This is a genomic window from Rhizobium sp. SVR5-2C (assembly GCF_056755115.1).
Window position 1 is genome coordinate 54,559 of record NZ_JBNDHT010000014.1, and the last position, 15,018, is coordinate 69,576.

Sequence of the window (15,018 nt, forward strand, 5' to 3'; positions counted from 1 at the left end):
GATTAGCTTTCTTTCTTCGCTTGTAGCCGCCGCGAGACAGAGATGGGGGGAGGCCGTCATTGTCATGCAGGACGACGCGAATGCTTTTCCCGGGGGCGTCGTTGCGCCTCATCTCCCTGGCGCGCCATTGCTGGCTGCTAGGGAGATTTTCAAGACATTTGGCGGCATCACGGCGCTTGGCGGCGTGAGCTTCGACCTTGTGTCCGGCGAGATACACTCGCTGATGGGGGAGAACGGCGCCGGCAAGTCGACACTGATGAAGATCCTGTCCGGCGTTTATTCCGACTATGACGGAACGATCGAGATCGACGGCAGAAGGATCCGCTTTGCCAGCGTGCGAGATGCCGAGGCGGCCGGTGTGGCAATCATCCACCAGGAGCTCAATCTCGTCCCCGAACTGACGATCGCAGAGAACATGTTCCTCGGGCGCGAGCCGCTGATCGGCGGCCTTTTCGTTGACCGCAAGACCTGCCTTCGTGAAGCGCAGACGCTGCTTGCCCGCCTCGGAATCCAACTCGACCCGGAGGCGAGGATCAGCACGCTGAGGGTTGGCGAGCAGCAACTCGTCGAGATCGCGAAAGCGCTCTCGCTCGATGCTCGCGTTCTGATCATGGACGAGCCGACGTCTGCTCTGTCGCCGGGGGAATGCGAGCGATTGTTCGCGATCATGCGGCAGCTCGCCGCCTCAGGGGTCGGCATCATTTATATATCCCACCGCATCGACGAAGTGATGCAGTTGAGCGATCGCGTGACGGTGTTCCGCGACGGCCGTCACGTTTGGACCAGGGCGATGGCTGACATTGACGAGGATCAGATCATCTCCGCCATGGTGGGTCGCAATCTCCACCGGTCCGAACACGCCCGGGACGGCGCCGATGTGGGTCGTGCGGCCGTGCTTTCGGTCCGCGACCTCACGCTCGCGATTTCGGATCGCCGCGGCTGGAAGCAGGTGCTGCGGGGCGTCACCTTCGATGTTGCAGCCGGTGAAATTCTCGGGATCGGCGGCTTGCTCGGCGCAGGCCGGACGGAAATCCTGCAGGCGATTACGGGCGCGACGGAGGGTCAGGTCGGCGGGCAGATTCTCATCGAAGATAGGCCGGTTGCCGTGACCTCGCCGGTCGATGCGCGTCGCCTCGGCATTGCCTATGTCACCGAGGATCGTAAGGTGCAGGGACTGCATCTTCATGACACGATCACCGATAATGTCGCCCTTCCGCGCGTCGGCCGGCTGGCGCGCTTCGGCATCCGCGACCTTTCGGGCGAGGAAGCGCTGGCGGCGAACGCCGTCCGCACCCTCGGCATCCGGGCGTCCGGCACGGATCAGGTGACCGGTACGCTGTCGGGCGGCAATCAGCAGAAAGTGGTGATCGGCAAATGCCTTGCCGCCAATCCTCGGATCCTGCTTCTCGACGAGCCGACCCGCGGCATCGATGTTGGCGCCAAGAGTGAGATCTACGAGCTGATCTTCCGGCTCGCAGGCGAAGGCATGGCAATCGTCGTGGTAAGTTCGGAAATGCCGGAGCTGCTGCATCTGGCGGACCGCATCCTCGTTATGTCGGAGGGCCGGCAGACCGGCATCCTCGACCGGGGCATGGCGAGTGAGGAGCGCATCATGCAGCTCGCAGCGCCGCGTGCGCTGAGAAGGCAGGGAAAGGTGACTGCATGACGGTCATGAAACTCGTTTCACGCACGAAGCTTTACTGGGGGCTGATCGCCATCTTCCTGATCGGCGTGACCTTGTCGCCCGTGACCTCGTCAGGAAGGAACATCTTCCTTTCGAGCGGCAACCTGCTCGATGTGCTTCGGCAGGTTTCCACGACCGGGCTGATCGCCACCGGCATGACGGCCGTCATCATCACCGGCGGTATCGATCTCTCGGTCGGTTCGCTGATGGCAATCTGCAGCGTCATCTGCGCCATGCTGCTTACCGTGCCGGGCGATACGCCCGCCTTCTTCGTCGGCGTTCCTGCCACGCTGCTCGCAGCCCTCGTGATCGGTGCGGCGGTGACGCGCTTCGTCTTCCTGAACATCGAGAAGAGCCGCACCGGCGTCGCCCATGGCCGCGACCTCACGCTCGATGCGACACGCGGCATCTATGTTCCGGCTTTCGTTGGTCTCGGCATCGCAGCACTTCTGCTTTTCTTCCTGCTGCCGCAGAGCGAGAGCAAGTTCGGCGTGCTCGGCGTACTCTTGGTCGTGCCGGCGGTCGGGCTGCTCTTCGGCGCTATCAACGGCGTGATCATCGTGGTGGGTCGGCTGCAGCCCTTCATCGTGACACTGGCGATGATGGTAACGGCGCTCGGCATCGCACGCCTGACGGCGGGACAAAACAATGCGGTACTACCCGTCTATACCGGCTCCAACGCGACGGCTGATTTCGATATCCTGCGCTCGCTTGTCTTCGGCATCATCCCGATGCCCGGCATCTTCTTCATAACCGCAATCGTGCTCTACGGCGTGGTGCTGAAGTTCACGCCCTTCGGCCGCTTTGTCTATGCGATCGGCGGCAACGAAGAGGCGGCGCGGCTATCGGGCATCGACAGCGGCAGGGTCAAGATCGTCACCTATGCCATGTCCGGTCTGCTCGCGGGCATCGCGGCAATCCTCTACGTCGCGCAATATCGGCAGGGAAAACCCGATGCCGGCGCGGGACTGGAACTCGATGCCATCGCCGCAGTGGTCATCGGCGGCACAAGCCTCATGGGTGGCCGCGGCAGCCTCGCCGGCACCTTCTGCGGCGTGCTGATCTTTGGCCTGCTATCCAACATCCTGCAACTCCACAACATCAACTCGAACCTTCAGCTTGTGCTGAAGGGTCTCATCATCATCGGCACAGTGCTCGTTCAGGAGCGCAATGCACGCGATATTCTTGCGCGCTTCCGGCTCACCATGCCGCGGCACGCGAGATCGGAGGCGTCCGGGGAGGAGCGTCCGCCTAAGGAGACAATGTCTCTCAACACTGGAGGAAACGGAAATGAAACGTCGTGACATGTTGAAGATGGCGGTCGTTACAGCCGCGCTTTTCGCCACCACATCGCTTGTCGCCTCGCATGACGCGATGGCGCAGGACAAGAAGTTGCGCATCGGGTTCTCGCAGGCGACCACGATCGAGCCTTGGCGCGCCCAGTTCAACAAGGACATCATCGCTGAGGCCGCCAACCATCCCGAGGTCGAGCTGATCATCACCGATGGCGAGGACAAGACGGAAAAGCAGGTGGCCGATGTCGAGAACCTGATCCGCCAGGAAGTCGATGCCATTCTGATCTCGCCGAAGGAATCCGCCGGACTGACCGGCGTCGTGTTGCAGGCGATCGACGCCAAGATCCCCGTCTTCGTGCTCGACCGCAACGTCGACACCGACAAATACATCCAGTTCGTCGGCGGCGACAACAAGCTGATCGGCCGCGCGGCGGGCGAATATGCGGTGGAACTGCTCGGCGGCAAGGGAAAGGCGACTGGCAACGTCGTGGAGATCTGGGGCGGTATGGGCACGCAGCCGGCGCATGACCGGCACGACGGTTTCCATGAGTTCACCGACAAGGAGCCGGGCATCAAGAACCTGCTTGACCAGCAGTCGGGCGACTGGAAGCAGGATCAGGCCTATAACATCATGGCGACCGCGTTGCGCAACAACGAGAAGATCGATCTCGTTTATGGGCATAACGATCCAATGGCCTATGGCGCCTATCTCGCCGCCAAGGATGCTGGCAGGGAGAAGGAAATCAAGTTCATCGGCATTGATGCGCTGCCGGGCGAAGGCGTGACCTGGGTGAAGAACGGCGAACTGACCGCCACCTTCCTCTACGCTACTCCTGGTGCGGAAGGCCTGCGTCAGGCGATCAAGCATCTTAACGGCGAAAAGGTAGAAAAGACCGTCGTCCTCGATACGATGAAGGTAACCAAGGAGAATGCCGAACAGGTGCTCAAGGAAAAGGGCATGTAAGTCCGGTGCTGGACCAAAACGGACCGGCGTGCAGCGCCGGCCCGGCGCTCTTTAGTAGGCGTGCTTCATCAAGCACCTTGGAAGCGTCTCCGTTCTGTGAAGGGGACTGGACGCCTCACGCGAGCGACCCGAACATCAGTGCTGTTTAGCGCGATGGTGGTCGCTGGCGGCCGCCGCAGGGCATCCTCAGCCGCTCTGCCGCGCCGCATCTTCGAGCTTCGAGCGCAGCCACCGATGAGCTGGGTCATGACCAAAGCGATTGTGCCATACCATTTGAACGGGCGTCGCAGGCGCCGACCAGGGCAACTCCGAGACCGCCACGGAACCCGATCTGAGAAAGACATCCGCCAGCCTGGCGGGGGCGATCGCCGCCGCTGACGTTCCGGCCAGCAGCGTGGGAAGCGCGAGGAAGTGCGGCTGGACGACCTTCAGGTTCGGTGTCGCCCCGATCTTCGCGAATTCTCCCGCAAGCGTCGCGCGATCAAACATCTCCGTCCGCCGGGTCAAGCCGCGCTCGGATATCGGCCCATCCTCAATGCCGCCCGCTGCTACCACAAAGAGAGGAAGGGCGGAAAGCTGATCGACGGTGATGGGGCGACCGGCAAGGGGGTGATCAAGGGCGACCATCGCCACGTCCCGCTCATCAAAGAGCAGCTGGGCACGAAGACGATGGGGAATGTCCGAGAAGGAACCGAGAGCCACGTCAACCCGTCCCACATCTATCTGTGCTGTCAGGTCGATCCTTGTCGCAGGCAGGATCGTCACGCCCGCATGCGGTGCAAGTGACGCCAGGGCCCGAAGGAAATGCGGGACCACCACCGCCGTCATATAATCCGTCGCCGCTATGCAGAATTGGCGAGTAGAGGTTTCAGGTTCGAAGACCGGAGAGCCTATCGCCCGCTCGGCAGCCACCAGCGCATCCCGCACCGGCGGCGCCATTTCGGTCGCGCGCGCTGTCGGCGCCATTCCCGCAGCCGTACGGACGAAAAGCTCGTCGTTCAACAGGGCGCGCAGCCGAGAGAGCGCGTGACTAACCGCCGAGGGGCTGAGCCAGATCGCCTGGCCCGCACGAAGCACGTTTCGTTCCCGCATCACCGCATCGAAAACGACAAGAAGATTAAGGTCGAGGTTGTTCATGCACTCACAAGTTCGGTTGCACAAAGGCGCGCAATAATGCATGCCATGCATTTTCATATTGTCAACATTGCACTTCCTGAAACAAGCCGGCCGGGCGATGCTCGGGGTGTCGAACTACTAACGGACGCCAGCGATGACCAGCGACCCAGATACAGTCTCCGCCGTTGACCACGTCATGCGCGGTCGGTTTGCCAACCGGTTTTACGTGGATCGCACTGTAGACTTTGTGACGGTCACCCAGATCATCGACGTAGCACGTCATGCCGCGACAGGAGGGAATGTGCAGCCCTGGCGGGTACATCTGGTGACGGGCCATGCCAAAGCGGCGCTGGTCGGAGCGATCGGAGTTGCGCATGAGACCGAGGCCGGTGCCCACTCAGCCGAATACAATTATTTCCCGGAAAATCTGCCGGAGCTTTATGCGTCGCGCCGGCGGGAGTTCGGCGCCGTCTTTTATGGGTCGATTGGCATTGACGCCAAGGATCACGTCGCGCGCGCCGCGCAGACCGCGCGCAACTACCGGTTCTTCGGTGCTCCGGTCGGCCTCATCTTCACGATCGACCGACACCTGGAAAAGGGAAGCTGGCTCGACCTTGGCATGTTCATTCAGAACGTGATGCTGGCCGCGCGGGCACGCGGTCTCGACACCTGCGCCCAACAATTCTTCGCCCGCTACCATGCCGTCATCCGCCACCATCTGCCGCTCGCACCCGAGGAGATGGTGGTCTGCGGCATGTCGATGGGATTTGCCAACCCCGAAAGGTCACAGCAACGACCGCCGATGCCGAAAGCGCCGATCGAAGACATCGCTTCATTTCACGGCTTCTAAGCCCTTCCTGGAGGAACTTTCATGACTGAACGTGACGAACTGATCGAGGCAACAATTGCTTTCATCGATGAGATAAAAGACAAGACGCCGGGCGCGGAAATGGAGCGTTGGCTGAACGACAAGCACGGTCCTGGCAGTGCGATCTACGAAGACCTCGCACGCCGTGTGAGGCGCGGCGTCGAGGACGGCTGGGCAGCCGACGTCGAGATCAGCGGGCGGCATTACCGGCGCAGCCGTCTTCTCGAGCCTTCCGCGAGAACGCATTATTTCAGTCTAACGACCGTCTACATGGACAGCCGTCAGGGCCGCCTCCCCGCCGACCAGAAGCCGGATTTGGCTCACGCTTTCCGGGGAGACTATCATCTCCATCCGTATGGCGAGTTCAACCTCGTTGTGCCATTGGAGCCGACCGCCGAACTGATGGGGCCGCTGGGATGGCGGCATGCCGGATGGACGGCGCCCGCCCCCGGCAGCCATCACTATCCCGAGGCCAGGGGCGGCGCGCTGATTGCCTTCTTCCTCCTGCCTTCCGGGCGCATCTCCTATGACATCGAGGCACCGGACAGCTGACTTGGTCAGATGAATCCATCCGCCAGCAGACCGGAACGCAAGCTTGTCGTCGATGGTTGTGTCCATGGCTGTGCGGCAGTCTTCCTTTCCAGCTAGCATTGATGAGGCATCCGTGCCGAACAGCACGGATGCCTTTACTAATGGTAAACGGGAAAGCTTGATGGGCTACCCCGATGGCTTTTCTGAAAACCACCTAAGCACCCTTTGGACGCAGGATTCTAATCGCAATGGACGAGGCTGGCGCTTCTGCTTGCCTGGCTATTCGGCTGATTAGGCCACGGAGATGGATGCGTACGCTCCCTACTCCCGACACGACGGTCAGAGACCCAGGAAACCAATTCCAGATCCGCAAAGCAGGGAGTCCCTGATTGAAAGGAGCGGCCATTCGATATATATGACATAATTGAAAATCTTTGAGGAATTCATGCAAGTCGAGCTTCCGATCGAAACCATCGCAGAAAGCAGTTACCGGCGGATACGTGGCGACATCATTTTTGGCCGTCTGCTTCCGGGCCAGAAGCTGAAACTCGATAATTTGAAGGCCTACTACGAGACCAGCGTCAGCACGTTGCGGGAGATCCTGAACCGCTTGACATCCGAAGGGCTTGTTGTGGCGGAAGGCCAGCGCGGTTTCGAAGTTGCCCCGATATCGGTTGCCGACCTTCGGGAGATTGCGGCACTTCGGCTATTGTTGGAGGAGCACGCGCTTGAGCAGTCGTTTGACCAGGGCGACGTGGAATGGGAGGCCCGGCTCGTGTCCGCCCATTACAAACTGGCGCGAATGGAAAAGATGATGGCTTCGGGCGACACCAGCAGAGCCGAAGACTGGAAACGCTACGACTGGGAATTTCATCAGGCCCTGATATCCGCCTGCGGATCCCGTCTGCTCATGGAGACACATTCCGCCGTCTTCGACAAATATTTGCGGTATCAGATGGTTGCCCTCTCTTATCGTGGAGATGTCGCGGAACAGGAGCATAGGCAGCTTCTGGGCGCCGCGTTGCAGCGTGACAGCAAGACCGCAAAGAAAGTCCTTCAGCGCCACATCCAGGCAGGGGTGGAGCACGCGCTCGGAAAAGGACTGCTATCAGCCCTTCCCTCGCAAGCAGGATAGCGTCTTGCCGCACTCGCATGCTTGCGCGAAGCAGAGGATTACATGCTCAAAAATACTGGTGAACCTTCGGAGACCGTGAGCGACGTCGTGTTCCGGCAGATCCGTCAAGATATCATCTCGGGGGCCCTGGCGCCCGGTGCGAAAATCAAACTGGAGCAAGCCAAGGAACGCTACTCGATCAGCGTTTCGTCGCTGCGCGAAATACTGAGTCGCCTGACCACGGAGAACCTGGTGCTGGCCGAGGGGCAGCGCGGCTTCGAGGTCAGCCCTGCGTCCCGCAAAGAGCTTGAAGAGCTCGCCGACCTGCGCACGGTGCTGGAAACCCATGCGATCGGCCTGTCCTTCGCGGCCGGAAATCTCGAGTGGGAGGGGCGCATCGTTGCAGCCCACCACAAGCTGGCGGCGGCGGAGAGGAAGTTGCTTGCAGGCGATGCGTCACGCACCATCGACTGGGTTCGCTATGACTGGGAATTTCACCAGGCGATCGTCTCGGCCTGCAATTCCGCGACGCTGATGGCGGCGCTTTCTTCCGTGTTCGACCGGTTTTTGCGTTACCACATGCTGGCCCAGAGCTTTCGCGGCAAGGCCGTCGTCGACGACCACAAGCTCCTGTTCGAACTCGCCCTGAGGCGCGACATCGAGGGGGCTCGAGCCGTCATCCGCCGGCACGTCCAGAGCGGCGTGGAACATGTCCTGAAAAGCGGGTGTATTGCCTGACGGCAGGCATCAACCGGCATCCTTGGGAATGCCTTCGGGACGCATCTGCTTTTTGAGGGCGGCAATGCGGAAAATGGCATTGGACGCACCGTAGCCGCGGTAGCCGCGGCGCTCGACGATCTCGAAGAAGAAGCCCTCGCCATATGTGCCGCTATAGAGCTGGAAATATTCGCCATGCTCGTCGCGGTCGTAGAGGATGTTTTCTGCTTTCAGCCGCTCGGTGAGGTCGGGATCCAGACCGAAGCGGGCCTCGACGTCGTCGTAGTAGTTTGGCGAGATATGGAGCGCCTTGAAACCTCTCTCCCGAAGAGCATGGGCGGTGGCGAATATGTCGTTGGTCGAGAAGGCCAAATGCTGGATTCCCGAGCCGAATTTCTCAGCGATGAAATGACCGGCGAGCGTGCGGCGATTTTCCGCCCCGTTCATCGTGATGCGCAGCGTACCGGACTCATTCTCGACAACCTGGCTGCGCACGACGCCGCTCGGATCGATGATATCGACCATCGGCGTCTTCCTGGTCTCGAAGATCGAGGTGTAGAAGAGCAGCCAGGTCAGCATTTCGTCATAGGCAACTGTCTGGGCGATATGATCGATCTGCTGCAGGCCGGCATCAGCAGCACGACCATTCTTCTCCGAAACGGGCTCGAAATCGATCTCCGAGAAGCGGCCGAGCGGGCTCTTGTCATCGATGAGGTAGACGAGGCCGCCGCCAACGCCGCGAATGGCGGGAAACTCCAGTTCCCCATCGGCGACAGGCTGGCGGAAGGGCTCGGCATCGAGCGCCAGCGCGCGCCGATAGGCTTCGGCAGCATCATCCATGACGAGCGCGAGCGCATAGGCAGATGTACCGTGGACCGCATAGGCCGCGTTCGCAAAGCCAGCAGTATCGACATTGACGAGAATGCGGATATCGCCCTGTTCGAACAGCGTCACCTTCTTGGAGCGATGGACAGCAGCCTTGCGGAAGCCGAGGGCCCCGAGCAGGGCGATCAGCTCGACGGCCTCATCTTCATCGGTGGCAAATTCGACGAAACCGACACCTTTGACGGCAGCGCGTTCTGGCATGGGAACGCCGATCGGCGTCTGGACGTTCCGGCGAACCTGATCGGCCAGATAGATTAGCGACCGGTGGCCGTCGGCGGCAATTGCTCGCGTGGAGCCGCCACGGAACTGGTCGTTGAAGATCTCCAGCGAGAAATAACCATCATAGCCTGTCGAGGCCACAGCCTCGGTAAAGGCCGTGACGGGCAGATCGCCTTCGCCCGGCATATTGCGGAAATGACGACTCCAATAGAGCAGATCCATATCGATCAGCGGTGCATCCGCCAATTGGACGATGAATATTTTCTCCTTTGGAATCGAACGGATCGAGTTGATGTCGATCTTTCGTGACAGGGAATGGAAGCTGTCGAGAATAAGTCCGACATTGGGATGATCGGCGCGGCGTACGATCTCCCAGGCGTCGCGATGGTCATTGACATAACGCCCCCAGGCGAGCGCCTCGTAACCTATCTTCAGGCCACGTTTGGCTGCGCGCTCGCCAAGCTCGTGAAAGTCGGCGGCCGCGCGGTCAATGCCGCCGAGGGCCGCCTGCGAGACGTTCGAGCAGACGAGAACCATGTCGGTTCCGAGTTCCTGCATGACGTCGAACTTACGTTCGGCCCGATCGAAGGTGCGGCTTCGCAACGCATCCGGCATGCCTTCGAAATCGCGGAAGGGCTGAAAAAGCGTTATTTTCAGCCCCAAATCATTCGCCATCCTGCCAACATCAGCAGGGCTCCCGTCGAAGGCCAGGAAGTCGTTTTCGAAGATCTCGACGCCATCGAAGCCCGCCTGCGCGATGGCTTCGAGTTTCTCCGGCAGTTCACCGCTCAGCGTTACCGTCGCAATCGAGGTCTTCATGATCAACAACCCTTTCCATCGGCAAGACGAGGGCCAGTTGGCTGACTTGAATACAGCCGCCAACCTCCTCCTCATGGCATTATGTCAAATGTCGTGAGCATTTCAATTCAATTGATCAAATCAAAAGTATCATATGATTTTTAAAAACTATGTTGATTTACGCCCAATCCTCTGGCAAACACGTATCATACAGTCGGGAGAGGATGGCTGTTGGGTCGAAGACGACCGCAAAAGGAGGAGGAATCAATGTTCAAGTCGATGCTGACGCGCCGAAATGCCATGCTGGGGGCCGCCGCTATCGTGGCTGCCATCGGGCTCGCAAAGCCGGCGGCCGCCATCACGCCGGAGGAGATCAAGGCCAAAGGAAAGCTCGTCGTTGGCATCCAGGGCGACAACCCGCCGTGGGGCTTCGTGACGAGCGCAGGCAAGCAGGACGGTCTCGACGCCGATATCGCATCGCTCTATGCCAAGGAACTGGGCGTGTCGGTCGAGTTCGTGCCTCTTGAAGTCAACAACCGTATCCCGGCCCTGACGACGGGTCGCGTCGACGTACTCTTCGCGACAATGGCGATGCTACCGGATCGCGCCAAGGCTGTTCAGTTCAGCAAGCCTTATGTTGCCAACGCCATCGTCCTGATCGCCCCGAAAACGATGTCGATCAAGACCAATGACGATATGGCCAATCTTTCGATCGGCGTCGCCAAGGGCGCGGCCCAGGACACGCAGGTCACCAAGAACGCACCACAAAGCGCAACGATCCGCCGCTTTGATGGTGACGCGCCCAGCGTCCAGGCTCTGGTGTCCGGGCAGGTGCAGGCGCTTGGCGGCAACATCTTCTACATGGACCGTGTCGAAAAAGCGCGTCCGGGCGAATTTGAAAACAAGCTCGAATTCCAGAAGCTCTACAACGGCGCCTGCACGCGCCTTGGCGAGAAGGAAATCAACGCCTCGATCAATGCCTTCATCGATAAGATCAAAGCGAACGGTGAGCTCAAGAAGATCTACGACAAGTGGATGAAGGTGCCGGTTCCGGAATTCCCCGCGAGCCTCGACGGCATTCCGTTCACCGTCAACTGAGCCACTCGCTCCTTCAGCAAAGGCAAAACGGGCGGGCATCGCGATGCCCGTCAACGGAATTGCCCTGCCAAAGGCTAGACCTGGCGCGTTTCGAGGAGCGCGATCATGAACAAGACGATATTTGTGCTCAACGGGCCGAACCTGAATCTTCTTGGCCAGCGGGAGCCAGCCATTTACGGCACGGCGACGCTCGCCGATATCAAGGAAAAATGCCTCGCCAAGGCGAAAACTTTGGGCTTCGACGTCGACTTTCGCCAGACAAATTTCGAGGGTGAGCTCGTGGAGAGCGTGCATCAGGCGCGCAACGAGGCCTGCGGCATCATCATCAATCCTGCCGGCTATACCTTCACATCGATCGCCCTGCTCGACGCGCTGAAGACGTTCGATCCGCCGAAAATCGAGCTGCACATATCGAACGTCCATGCCCGCGAAAGCATCTATCACAATTCGTTGGTCTCACGTGTCGCCACCGCGATCATGATCGGCTTCGGCGCAAACGGATACGAATTGGCGATCCAGGCGATGGCCGGCATGGTCAAACGCGGCTGAGGAGAGGCGATGAACTACACCCTGGATTTCACGCCAGTCATCGACGGCTTGCCTGGCCTGCTGCTTGGCTGTCTCGGCACGTTCCTGCTTGCCATTTGCGGCATGCTGCTGGCAATCGTGATCGGCATCGGCGGCGTCGCGTTGCGGGATTCGCCGTTCAAGCCGCTGCGCTGGCTGATCATCGGTTTCGTCGAACTCATCCGCAACACGCCGTTTTTGGTGCAGATCTTCTTTCTTTACTTCGCGCTGCCGCTTGCCGGTATCCGGCTCGACCCAACGCCGACGGCGATCATCGCGCTCGGCATCAATGGCGGCGCCTATGCCATCGAGATTATCCGCGGTGGCGTCCAGTCCATCCCTAGGGGGCAGATGGAGGCAGGGCTGGCGCTCGGTCTGCACAAGGCGCAGGTCTTCCGGCTGATCATCCTCAAGCCGGCGCTACGGGCGATTTATCCGTCGCTGACGAGCCAATTCGTGCTGCTGACGCTGTCGACCAGCATTGCTTCGGCGATCTCGGCCTATGAATTGACATCCGTCTCGCAACGCATCGAGTCGGAAAGCTTCAGGAGCTTCGAGGTCTATTTCACGGTCCTGATCTTCTACCTCGTCATTTCCTGGCTGATGATGCGCCTCTTTGCGCTCTTTTCGGCCCGCTATTTCACTTATCCGGTCAAGTAGGAGCTACCATCATGGGCAGCGAAGAATTCGTTTTCCTTTTGATCGGCCTGAAATGGACCGTCCTTCTGTCCGCCGTCGGGTTCGTCTGCGGTTGCATAGCTGGGCTTGGCGTCGCCTTGGCGCGCACGTCCGAGCTACCGGTGCTGGAACGCGCTACGGCCGGCTACATCGCCTTATTTCAGGGCACGCCGCTGCTGATGCAGCTTTTCGTCGCCTATTACGGTCTGGCTTTAATCGGCCTGAAGCTCGACGCCTGGCTGTCTGTCGCCATAGGATTGACGTTGCACGCCAGCGCCTATCTGGGCGAGATCTGGCGAGGTTCGATTGAGGCCGTGCCGCGCGGCCAGACCGAGGCCGCAAAGGCGCTCAGCCTCAAATATGTCTGGCGGATGAAGGACGTGATCCTGCCTCAGGCGCTGCGCATCTCGCTGCCGGCAACGATTGGCTTCCTCGTGCAGCTCATCAAGGGAACCTCGCTGGCCTCGATCGTTGGCTTCACGGAGCTCACCCGCGCCGGCAACATCATCTCCAACCAGATCTTTGAGCCGCTGACGGTCTTCGGGATCGTAGGCGCCTTGTACTTCCTGATGTGCTGCCCGCTGACGATCTTCGGCGCGCGCCTCGAAAAGCGATTTGCCGTGTCGGCCCGCTGATGACGCTCAAGCGAAACCACGAGAGATCGATGGAATTCAGACCATGACCAATGCTTCTGCATCGACCGTAGAGACCATGATCACCATGACCCACGTGGAGAAATGGTATGGCGCCTTCCAGGCCCTTCATGACATCAACATGTCGGTCCGCAAGAGCGAAAGGATCGTGCTGTGCGGACCTTCGGGTAGCGGAAAATCGACGCTCATCCGATGCATCAACCATCTGGAGACTTACCAGAAGGGGGAGATCCGCGTTGGCGGCATCCTGATGGGAAACCAGGCAAAGGCGATCGATGCGATCCGGCGCGAGGTCGGCATGGTCTTCCAGCAGTTCAATCTTTTCCCGCACCTGACGGTCCTTGAGAACTGCATGCTGGCACCAATGCGGGCGCTCGGCGTTGGAAAGGCGGAGGCCGAGGAACGAGCCCGGTCACTGCTCGGCAGGGTCAAGATCCTGGAGCAGGCCGGTAAATACCCTGCGCAACTCTCCGGCGGCCAGCAGCAGCGCGTGGCAATTGCGCGCGCGCTCTGCATGCGGCCGAAAATCATGCTGTTCGACGAGCCCACCTCGGCGCTGGATCCGGAAATGGTCAAGGAAGTCCTCGATACGATGATCAGTCTCGCCGAAGAAGGTATGACGATGATCTGCGTGACGCATGAAATGGGCTTTGCCCGCCAGGTCGCTGATCGGGTGATCTTCATGGCAAGCGGGGCGATTGTCGAGGAAGCGCACCCGGCCGATTTCTTCACCAATCCGCGTCATGAGCGCACGCGCAAGTTCCTTGGCGAAATCCTGCGCAACTAGGCCCTCGAGGAAACTTCCATGTCAGAACAGTCGCAGACGGCTCCTTTGAAGATCGCCGTGATGGGCGCCGGCCTCATCGGCAAGAGCCATGTCGAACGCATTTTGGCCGAGCGGCGCACCGTACTTTGCGCCGTCATCGATCCATCAGACGCCGGGCGCGACTTTGCGGCAAGCAAAGGAGCGACATGGCATACGACCTTTGCCGAAGCTGCCGCAAACGAGCGTCCGGACGGTGTCATCATTGCAACGCCGAACCAGCTTCATGTCGCAAACGCCATGGAGGTCATCAAGGCCGGCATCCCGGTCCTCGTCGAAAAGCCGATCGCGGATGATGCCGGAGCCGCCGCCATGCTCGTTGACGCTAGTGAAAGAGCCGGCGTCCCAATTCTTGTCGGCCATCATCGTCGCCACAACCCAATGATCCAGGCAGCGAAGCGCGTTTTGGAAAGCGGCCGGCTCGGCAAGCTCCTGACCGCTCACGGAAGCTTTTGGGTGGCCAAGCCAGACGACTATTTCGACGTCGCATGGCGACGCCAGGCAGGTGCCGGGCCGACCTTTATCAATCTCATTCATGACGTCGATCTCTTCCGGTATTTCTTCGGCGAAGTTGAAAGCGTCCATGCGATGGAATCGAATTCCCTCAGGAGCCACGCGGTCGAGGATACTGCCGTCGTCCTGCTTCGGTTCAGCAGCGGCGTTCTCGGCACGTTGAATGCCTCCGATGCCGTCGCATCTCCCTGGAGTTGGGAAATGACCACCGGCGAAAATCCGGCTTTTCCACGGCAGGATCAGACTTGCTACCAAATCGGCGGAACCGGCGGTTCGCTCGCAATTCCGCAACTTGCGCTTTGGACCAATGCATCGAGGCCTGATTGGCTGGAACGGTTGGTCGAAGAACACGTGCCATTCACGCCGGCTGACCCTCTGGCCGCGCAGCTCAAGCACTTCTGCGAAGTCATTCGCGGCAGCGCCGAACCGCTGGTCAGCGGCCGGGAGGGGCTTGCGACACTTCGCGTCATCGAGGCGATCAAGTCATCGGCCCGA

General features: G+C 60.1%; 15 protein-coding genes. 13 read left to right on the forward strand and 2 right to left on the reverse strand.

The genetic code is table 11. The features are described 5' to 3' along the window. Positions 1-64: 64 nt before the first annotated feature. Genes ACPYOI_RS06440 through ACPYOI_RS06450 form a run of 3 tightly spaced genes read left to right on the forward strand, consistent with a single transcriptional unit; the run spans position 65 to position 3,943 of the window. Entirely contained in the window at positions 65-1,666 is a 1,602-nt protein-coding gene (locus ACPYOI_RS06440; RefSeq protein WP_481414449.1) for a sugar ABC transporter ATP-binding protein, read from the forward strand. Further along, a complete protein-coding gene (locus ACPYOI_RS06445) occupies positions 1,663-2,988 on the forward strand; it encodes an ABC transporter permease (RefSeq protein ID WP_481414450.1) in 1,326 nt (441 codons plus the stop codon). Before ACPYOI_RS06440 ends, ACPYOI_RS06445 begins: the two co-directional genes overlap by 4 nt. Continuing rightward, positions 2,975-3,943 (forward strand): substrate-binding domain-containing protein, encoded by a 969-nt coding sequence (locus ACPYOI_RS06450; RefSeq protein WP_481414451.1) that lies wholly within the window; start codon positions 2,975-2,977, stop codon positions 3,941-3,943. The genes ACPYOI_RS06445 and ACPYOI_RS06450 overlap by 14 nt, the downstream gene beginning before the upstream one ends. A 186-nt stretch (positions 3,944-4,129) precedes the next feature. Here ACPYOI_RS06450 and ACPYOI_RS06455 read toward each other — a convergent pair whose 3' ends face one another. After that, on the reverse strand, positions 4,130-5,080 hold the full coding sequence (locus ACPYOI_RS06455; protein WP_481422678.1) for a LysR family transcriptional regulator: 951 nt from the start codon (positions 5,078-5,080) through the stop codon (positions 4,130-4,132). Between the two features lie 133 nt (positions 5,081-5,213). On the opposite strand from ACPYOI_RS06455, the gene ACPYOI_RS06460 reads away from it, so the two are divergent. From ACPYOI_RS06460 to ACPYOI_RS06475, 4 genes are all read left to right on the forward strand, one after another. Beyond that, complete coding sequence (locus tag ACPYOI_RS06460) at positions 5,214-5,909, forward strand: nitroreductase (protein ID WP_481414453.1); 696 nt, start codon at positions 5,214-5,216, stop codon at positions 5,907-5,909. 21 nt (positions 5,910-5,930) lie between these two features. Further along, complete coding sequence (locus tag ACPYOI_RS06465; RefSeq protein ID WP_481414454.1) at positions 5,931-6,479, forward strand: 4-hydroxylaminobenzoate lyase; 549 nt, start codon at positions 5,931-5,933, stop codon at positions 6,477-6,479. Positions 6,480-6,903: 424 nt separating this feature from the next. Then, complete coding sequence (locus ACPYOI_RS06470) at positions 6,904-7,593, forward strand: GntR family transcriptional regulator (protein WP_481414455.1); 690 nt, start codon at positions 6,904-6,906, stop codon at positions 7,591-7,593. Between the two features lie 42 nt (positions 7,594-7,635). Beyond that, entirely contained in the window at positions 7,636-8,310 is a 675-nt protein-coding gene (locus ACPYOI_RS06475) for a GntR family transcriptional regulator (RefSeq protein ID WP_481414456.1), read from the forward strand. A 9-nt stretch (positions 8,311-8,319) separates the two neighbouring features. On the opposite strand, the gene ACPYOI_RS06480 is transcribed toward ACPYOI_RS06475, so the two are convergent. Beyond that, on the reverse strand, positions 8,320-10,212 hold the full coding sequence (locus ACPYOI_RS06480) for a bifunctional sugar phosphate isomerase/epimerase/4-hydroxyphenylpyruvate dioxygenase family protein (protein WP_481414457.1): 1,893 nt from the start codon (positions 10,210-10,212) through the stop codon (positions 8,320-8,322). Between the two features lie 246 nt (positions 10,213-10,458). On the opposite strand from ACPYOI_RS06480, the gene ACPYOI_RS06485 reads away from it, so the two are divergent. The 6 genes from ACPYOI_RS06485 to ACPYOI_RS06510 form a co-directional block, all read left to right on the forward strand. Beyond that, a complete protein-coding gene (locus tag ACPYOI_RS06485; protein WP_481414458.1) occupies positions 10,459-11,289 on the forward strand; it encodes a transporter substrate-binding domain-containing protein in 831 nt (276 codons plus the stop codon). A 105-nt stretch (positions 11,290-11,394) separates the two neighbouring features. After that, positions 11,395-11,838, forward strand: a complete 444-nt coding sequence (locus tag ACPYOI_RS06490; RefSeq protein ID WP_481414459.1) for a type II 3-dehydroquinate dehydratase — start codon at positions 11,395-11,397, stop codon at positions 11,836-11,838. A 9-nt stretch (positions 11,839-11,847) separates the two neighbouring features. Further along, on the forward strand, positions 11,848-12,516 hold the full coding sequence (locus ACPYOI_RS06495; protein ID WP_481414460.1) for an amino acid ABC transporter permease: 669 nt from the start codon (positions 11,848-11,850) through the stop codon (positions 12,514-12,516). A gap of 11 nt (positions 12,517-12,527) precedes the next feature. Then, on the forward strand, positions 12,528-13,169 hold the full coding sequence (locus tag ACPYOI_RS06500) for an amino acid ABC transporter permease (protein WP_481422679.1): 642 nt from the start codon (positions 12,528-12,530) through the stop codon (positions 13,167-13,169). A gap of 76 nt (positions 13,170-13,245) precedes the next feature. Next, positions 13,246-13,974, forward strand: coding sequence for an amino acid ABC transporter ATP-binding protein (locus ACPYOI_RS06505; RefSeq protein ID WP_481414625.1), 729 nt, complete (start codon positions 13,246-13,248; stop codon positions 13,972-13,974). An 18-nt stretch (positions 13,975-13,992) separates the two neighbouring features. Next, positions 13,993-15,018 (forward strand): Gfo/Idh/MocA family protein (locus ACPYOI_RS06510; protein ID WP_481422680.1); only part of this gene is annotated, 1,026 nt, incomplete at its 3' end.

What these genes read in the sequence shown, in the direction of transcription:
- ACPYOI_RS06440 (WP_481414449.1), top strand. Translation starts at nt 65, where the DNA reads ATGCAGGACGACGCGAATGCTTTTCCCGGGGGCGTCGTTGCGCCTCAT.
- ACPYOI_RS06445 (WP_481414450.1), top strand. Translation starts at nt 1,663, where the DNA reads ATGACGGTCATGAAACTCGTTTCACGCACGAAGCTTTACTGGGGGCTG.
- ACPYOI_RS06450 (WP_481414451.1), top strand. Translation starts at nt 2,975, where the DNA reads ATGAAACGTCGTGACATGTTGAAGATGGCGGTCGTTACAGCCGCGCTT.
- ACPYOI_RS06455 (WP_481422678.1), bottom strand. Translation starts at nt 5,080, where the DNA reads ATGAACAACCTCGACCTTAATCTTCTTGTCGTTTTCGATGCGGTGATG.
- ACPYOI_RS06460 (WP_481414453.1), top strand. Translation starts at nt 5,214, where the DNA reads ATGACCAGCGACCCAGATACAGTCTCCGCCGTTGACCACGTCATGCGC.
- ACPYOI_RS06465 (WP_481414454.1), top strand. Translation starts at nt 5,931, where the DNA reads ATGACTGAACGTGACGAACTGATCGAGGCAACAATTGCTTTCATCGAT.
- ACPYOI_RS06470 (WP_481414455.1), top strand. Translation starts at nt 6,904, where the DNA reads ATGCAAGTCGAGCTTCCGATCGAAACCATCGCAGAAAGCAGTTACCGG.
- ACPYOI_RS06475 (WP_481414456.1), top strand. Translation starts at nt 7,636, where the DNA reads ATGCTCAAAAATACTGGTGAACCTTCGGAGACCGTGAGCGACGTCGTG.
- ACPYOI_RS06480 (WP_481414457.1), bottom strand. Translation starts at nt 10,212, where the DNA reads ATGAAGACCTCGATTGCGACGGTAACGCTGAGCGGTGAACTGCCGGAG.
- ACPYOI_RS06485 (WP_481414458.1), top strand. Translation starts at nt 10,459, where the DNA reads ATGTTCAAGTCGATGCTGACGCGCCGAAATGCCATGCTGGGGGCCGCC.
- ACPYOI_RS06490 (WP_481414459.1), top strand. Translation starts at nt 11,395, where the DNA reads ATGAACAAGACGATATTTGTGCTCAACGGGCCGAACCTGAATCTTCTT.
- ACPYOI_RS06495 (WP_481414460.1), top strand. Translation starts at nt 11,848, where the DNA reads ATGAACTACACCCTGGATTTCACGCCAGTCATCGACGGCTTGCCTGGC.
- ACPYOI_RS06500 (WP_481422679.1), top strand. Translation starts at nt 12,528, where the DNA reads ATGGGCAGCGAAGAATTCGTTTTCCTTTTGATCGGCCTGAAATGGACC.
- ACPYOI_RS06505 (WP_481414625.1), top strand. Translation starts at nt 13,246, where the DNA reads ATGATCACCATGACCCACGTGGAGAAATGGTATGGCGCCTTCCAGGCC.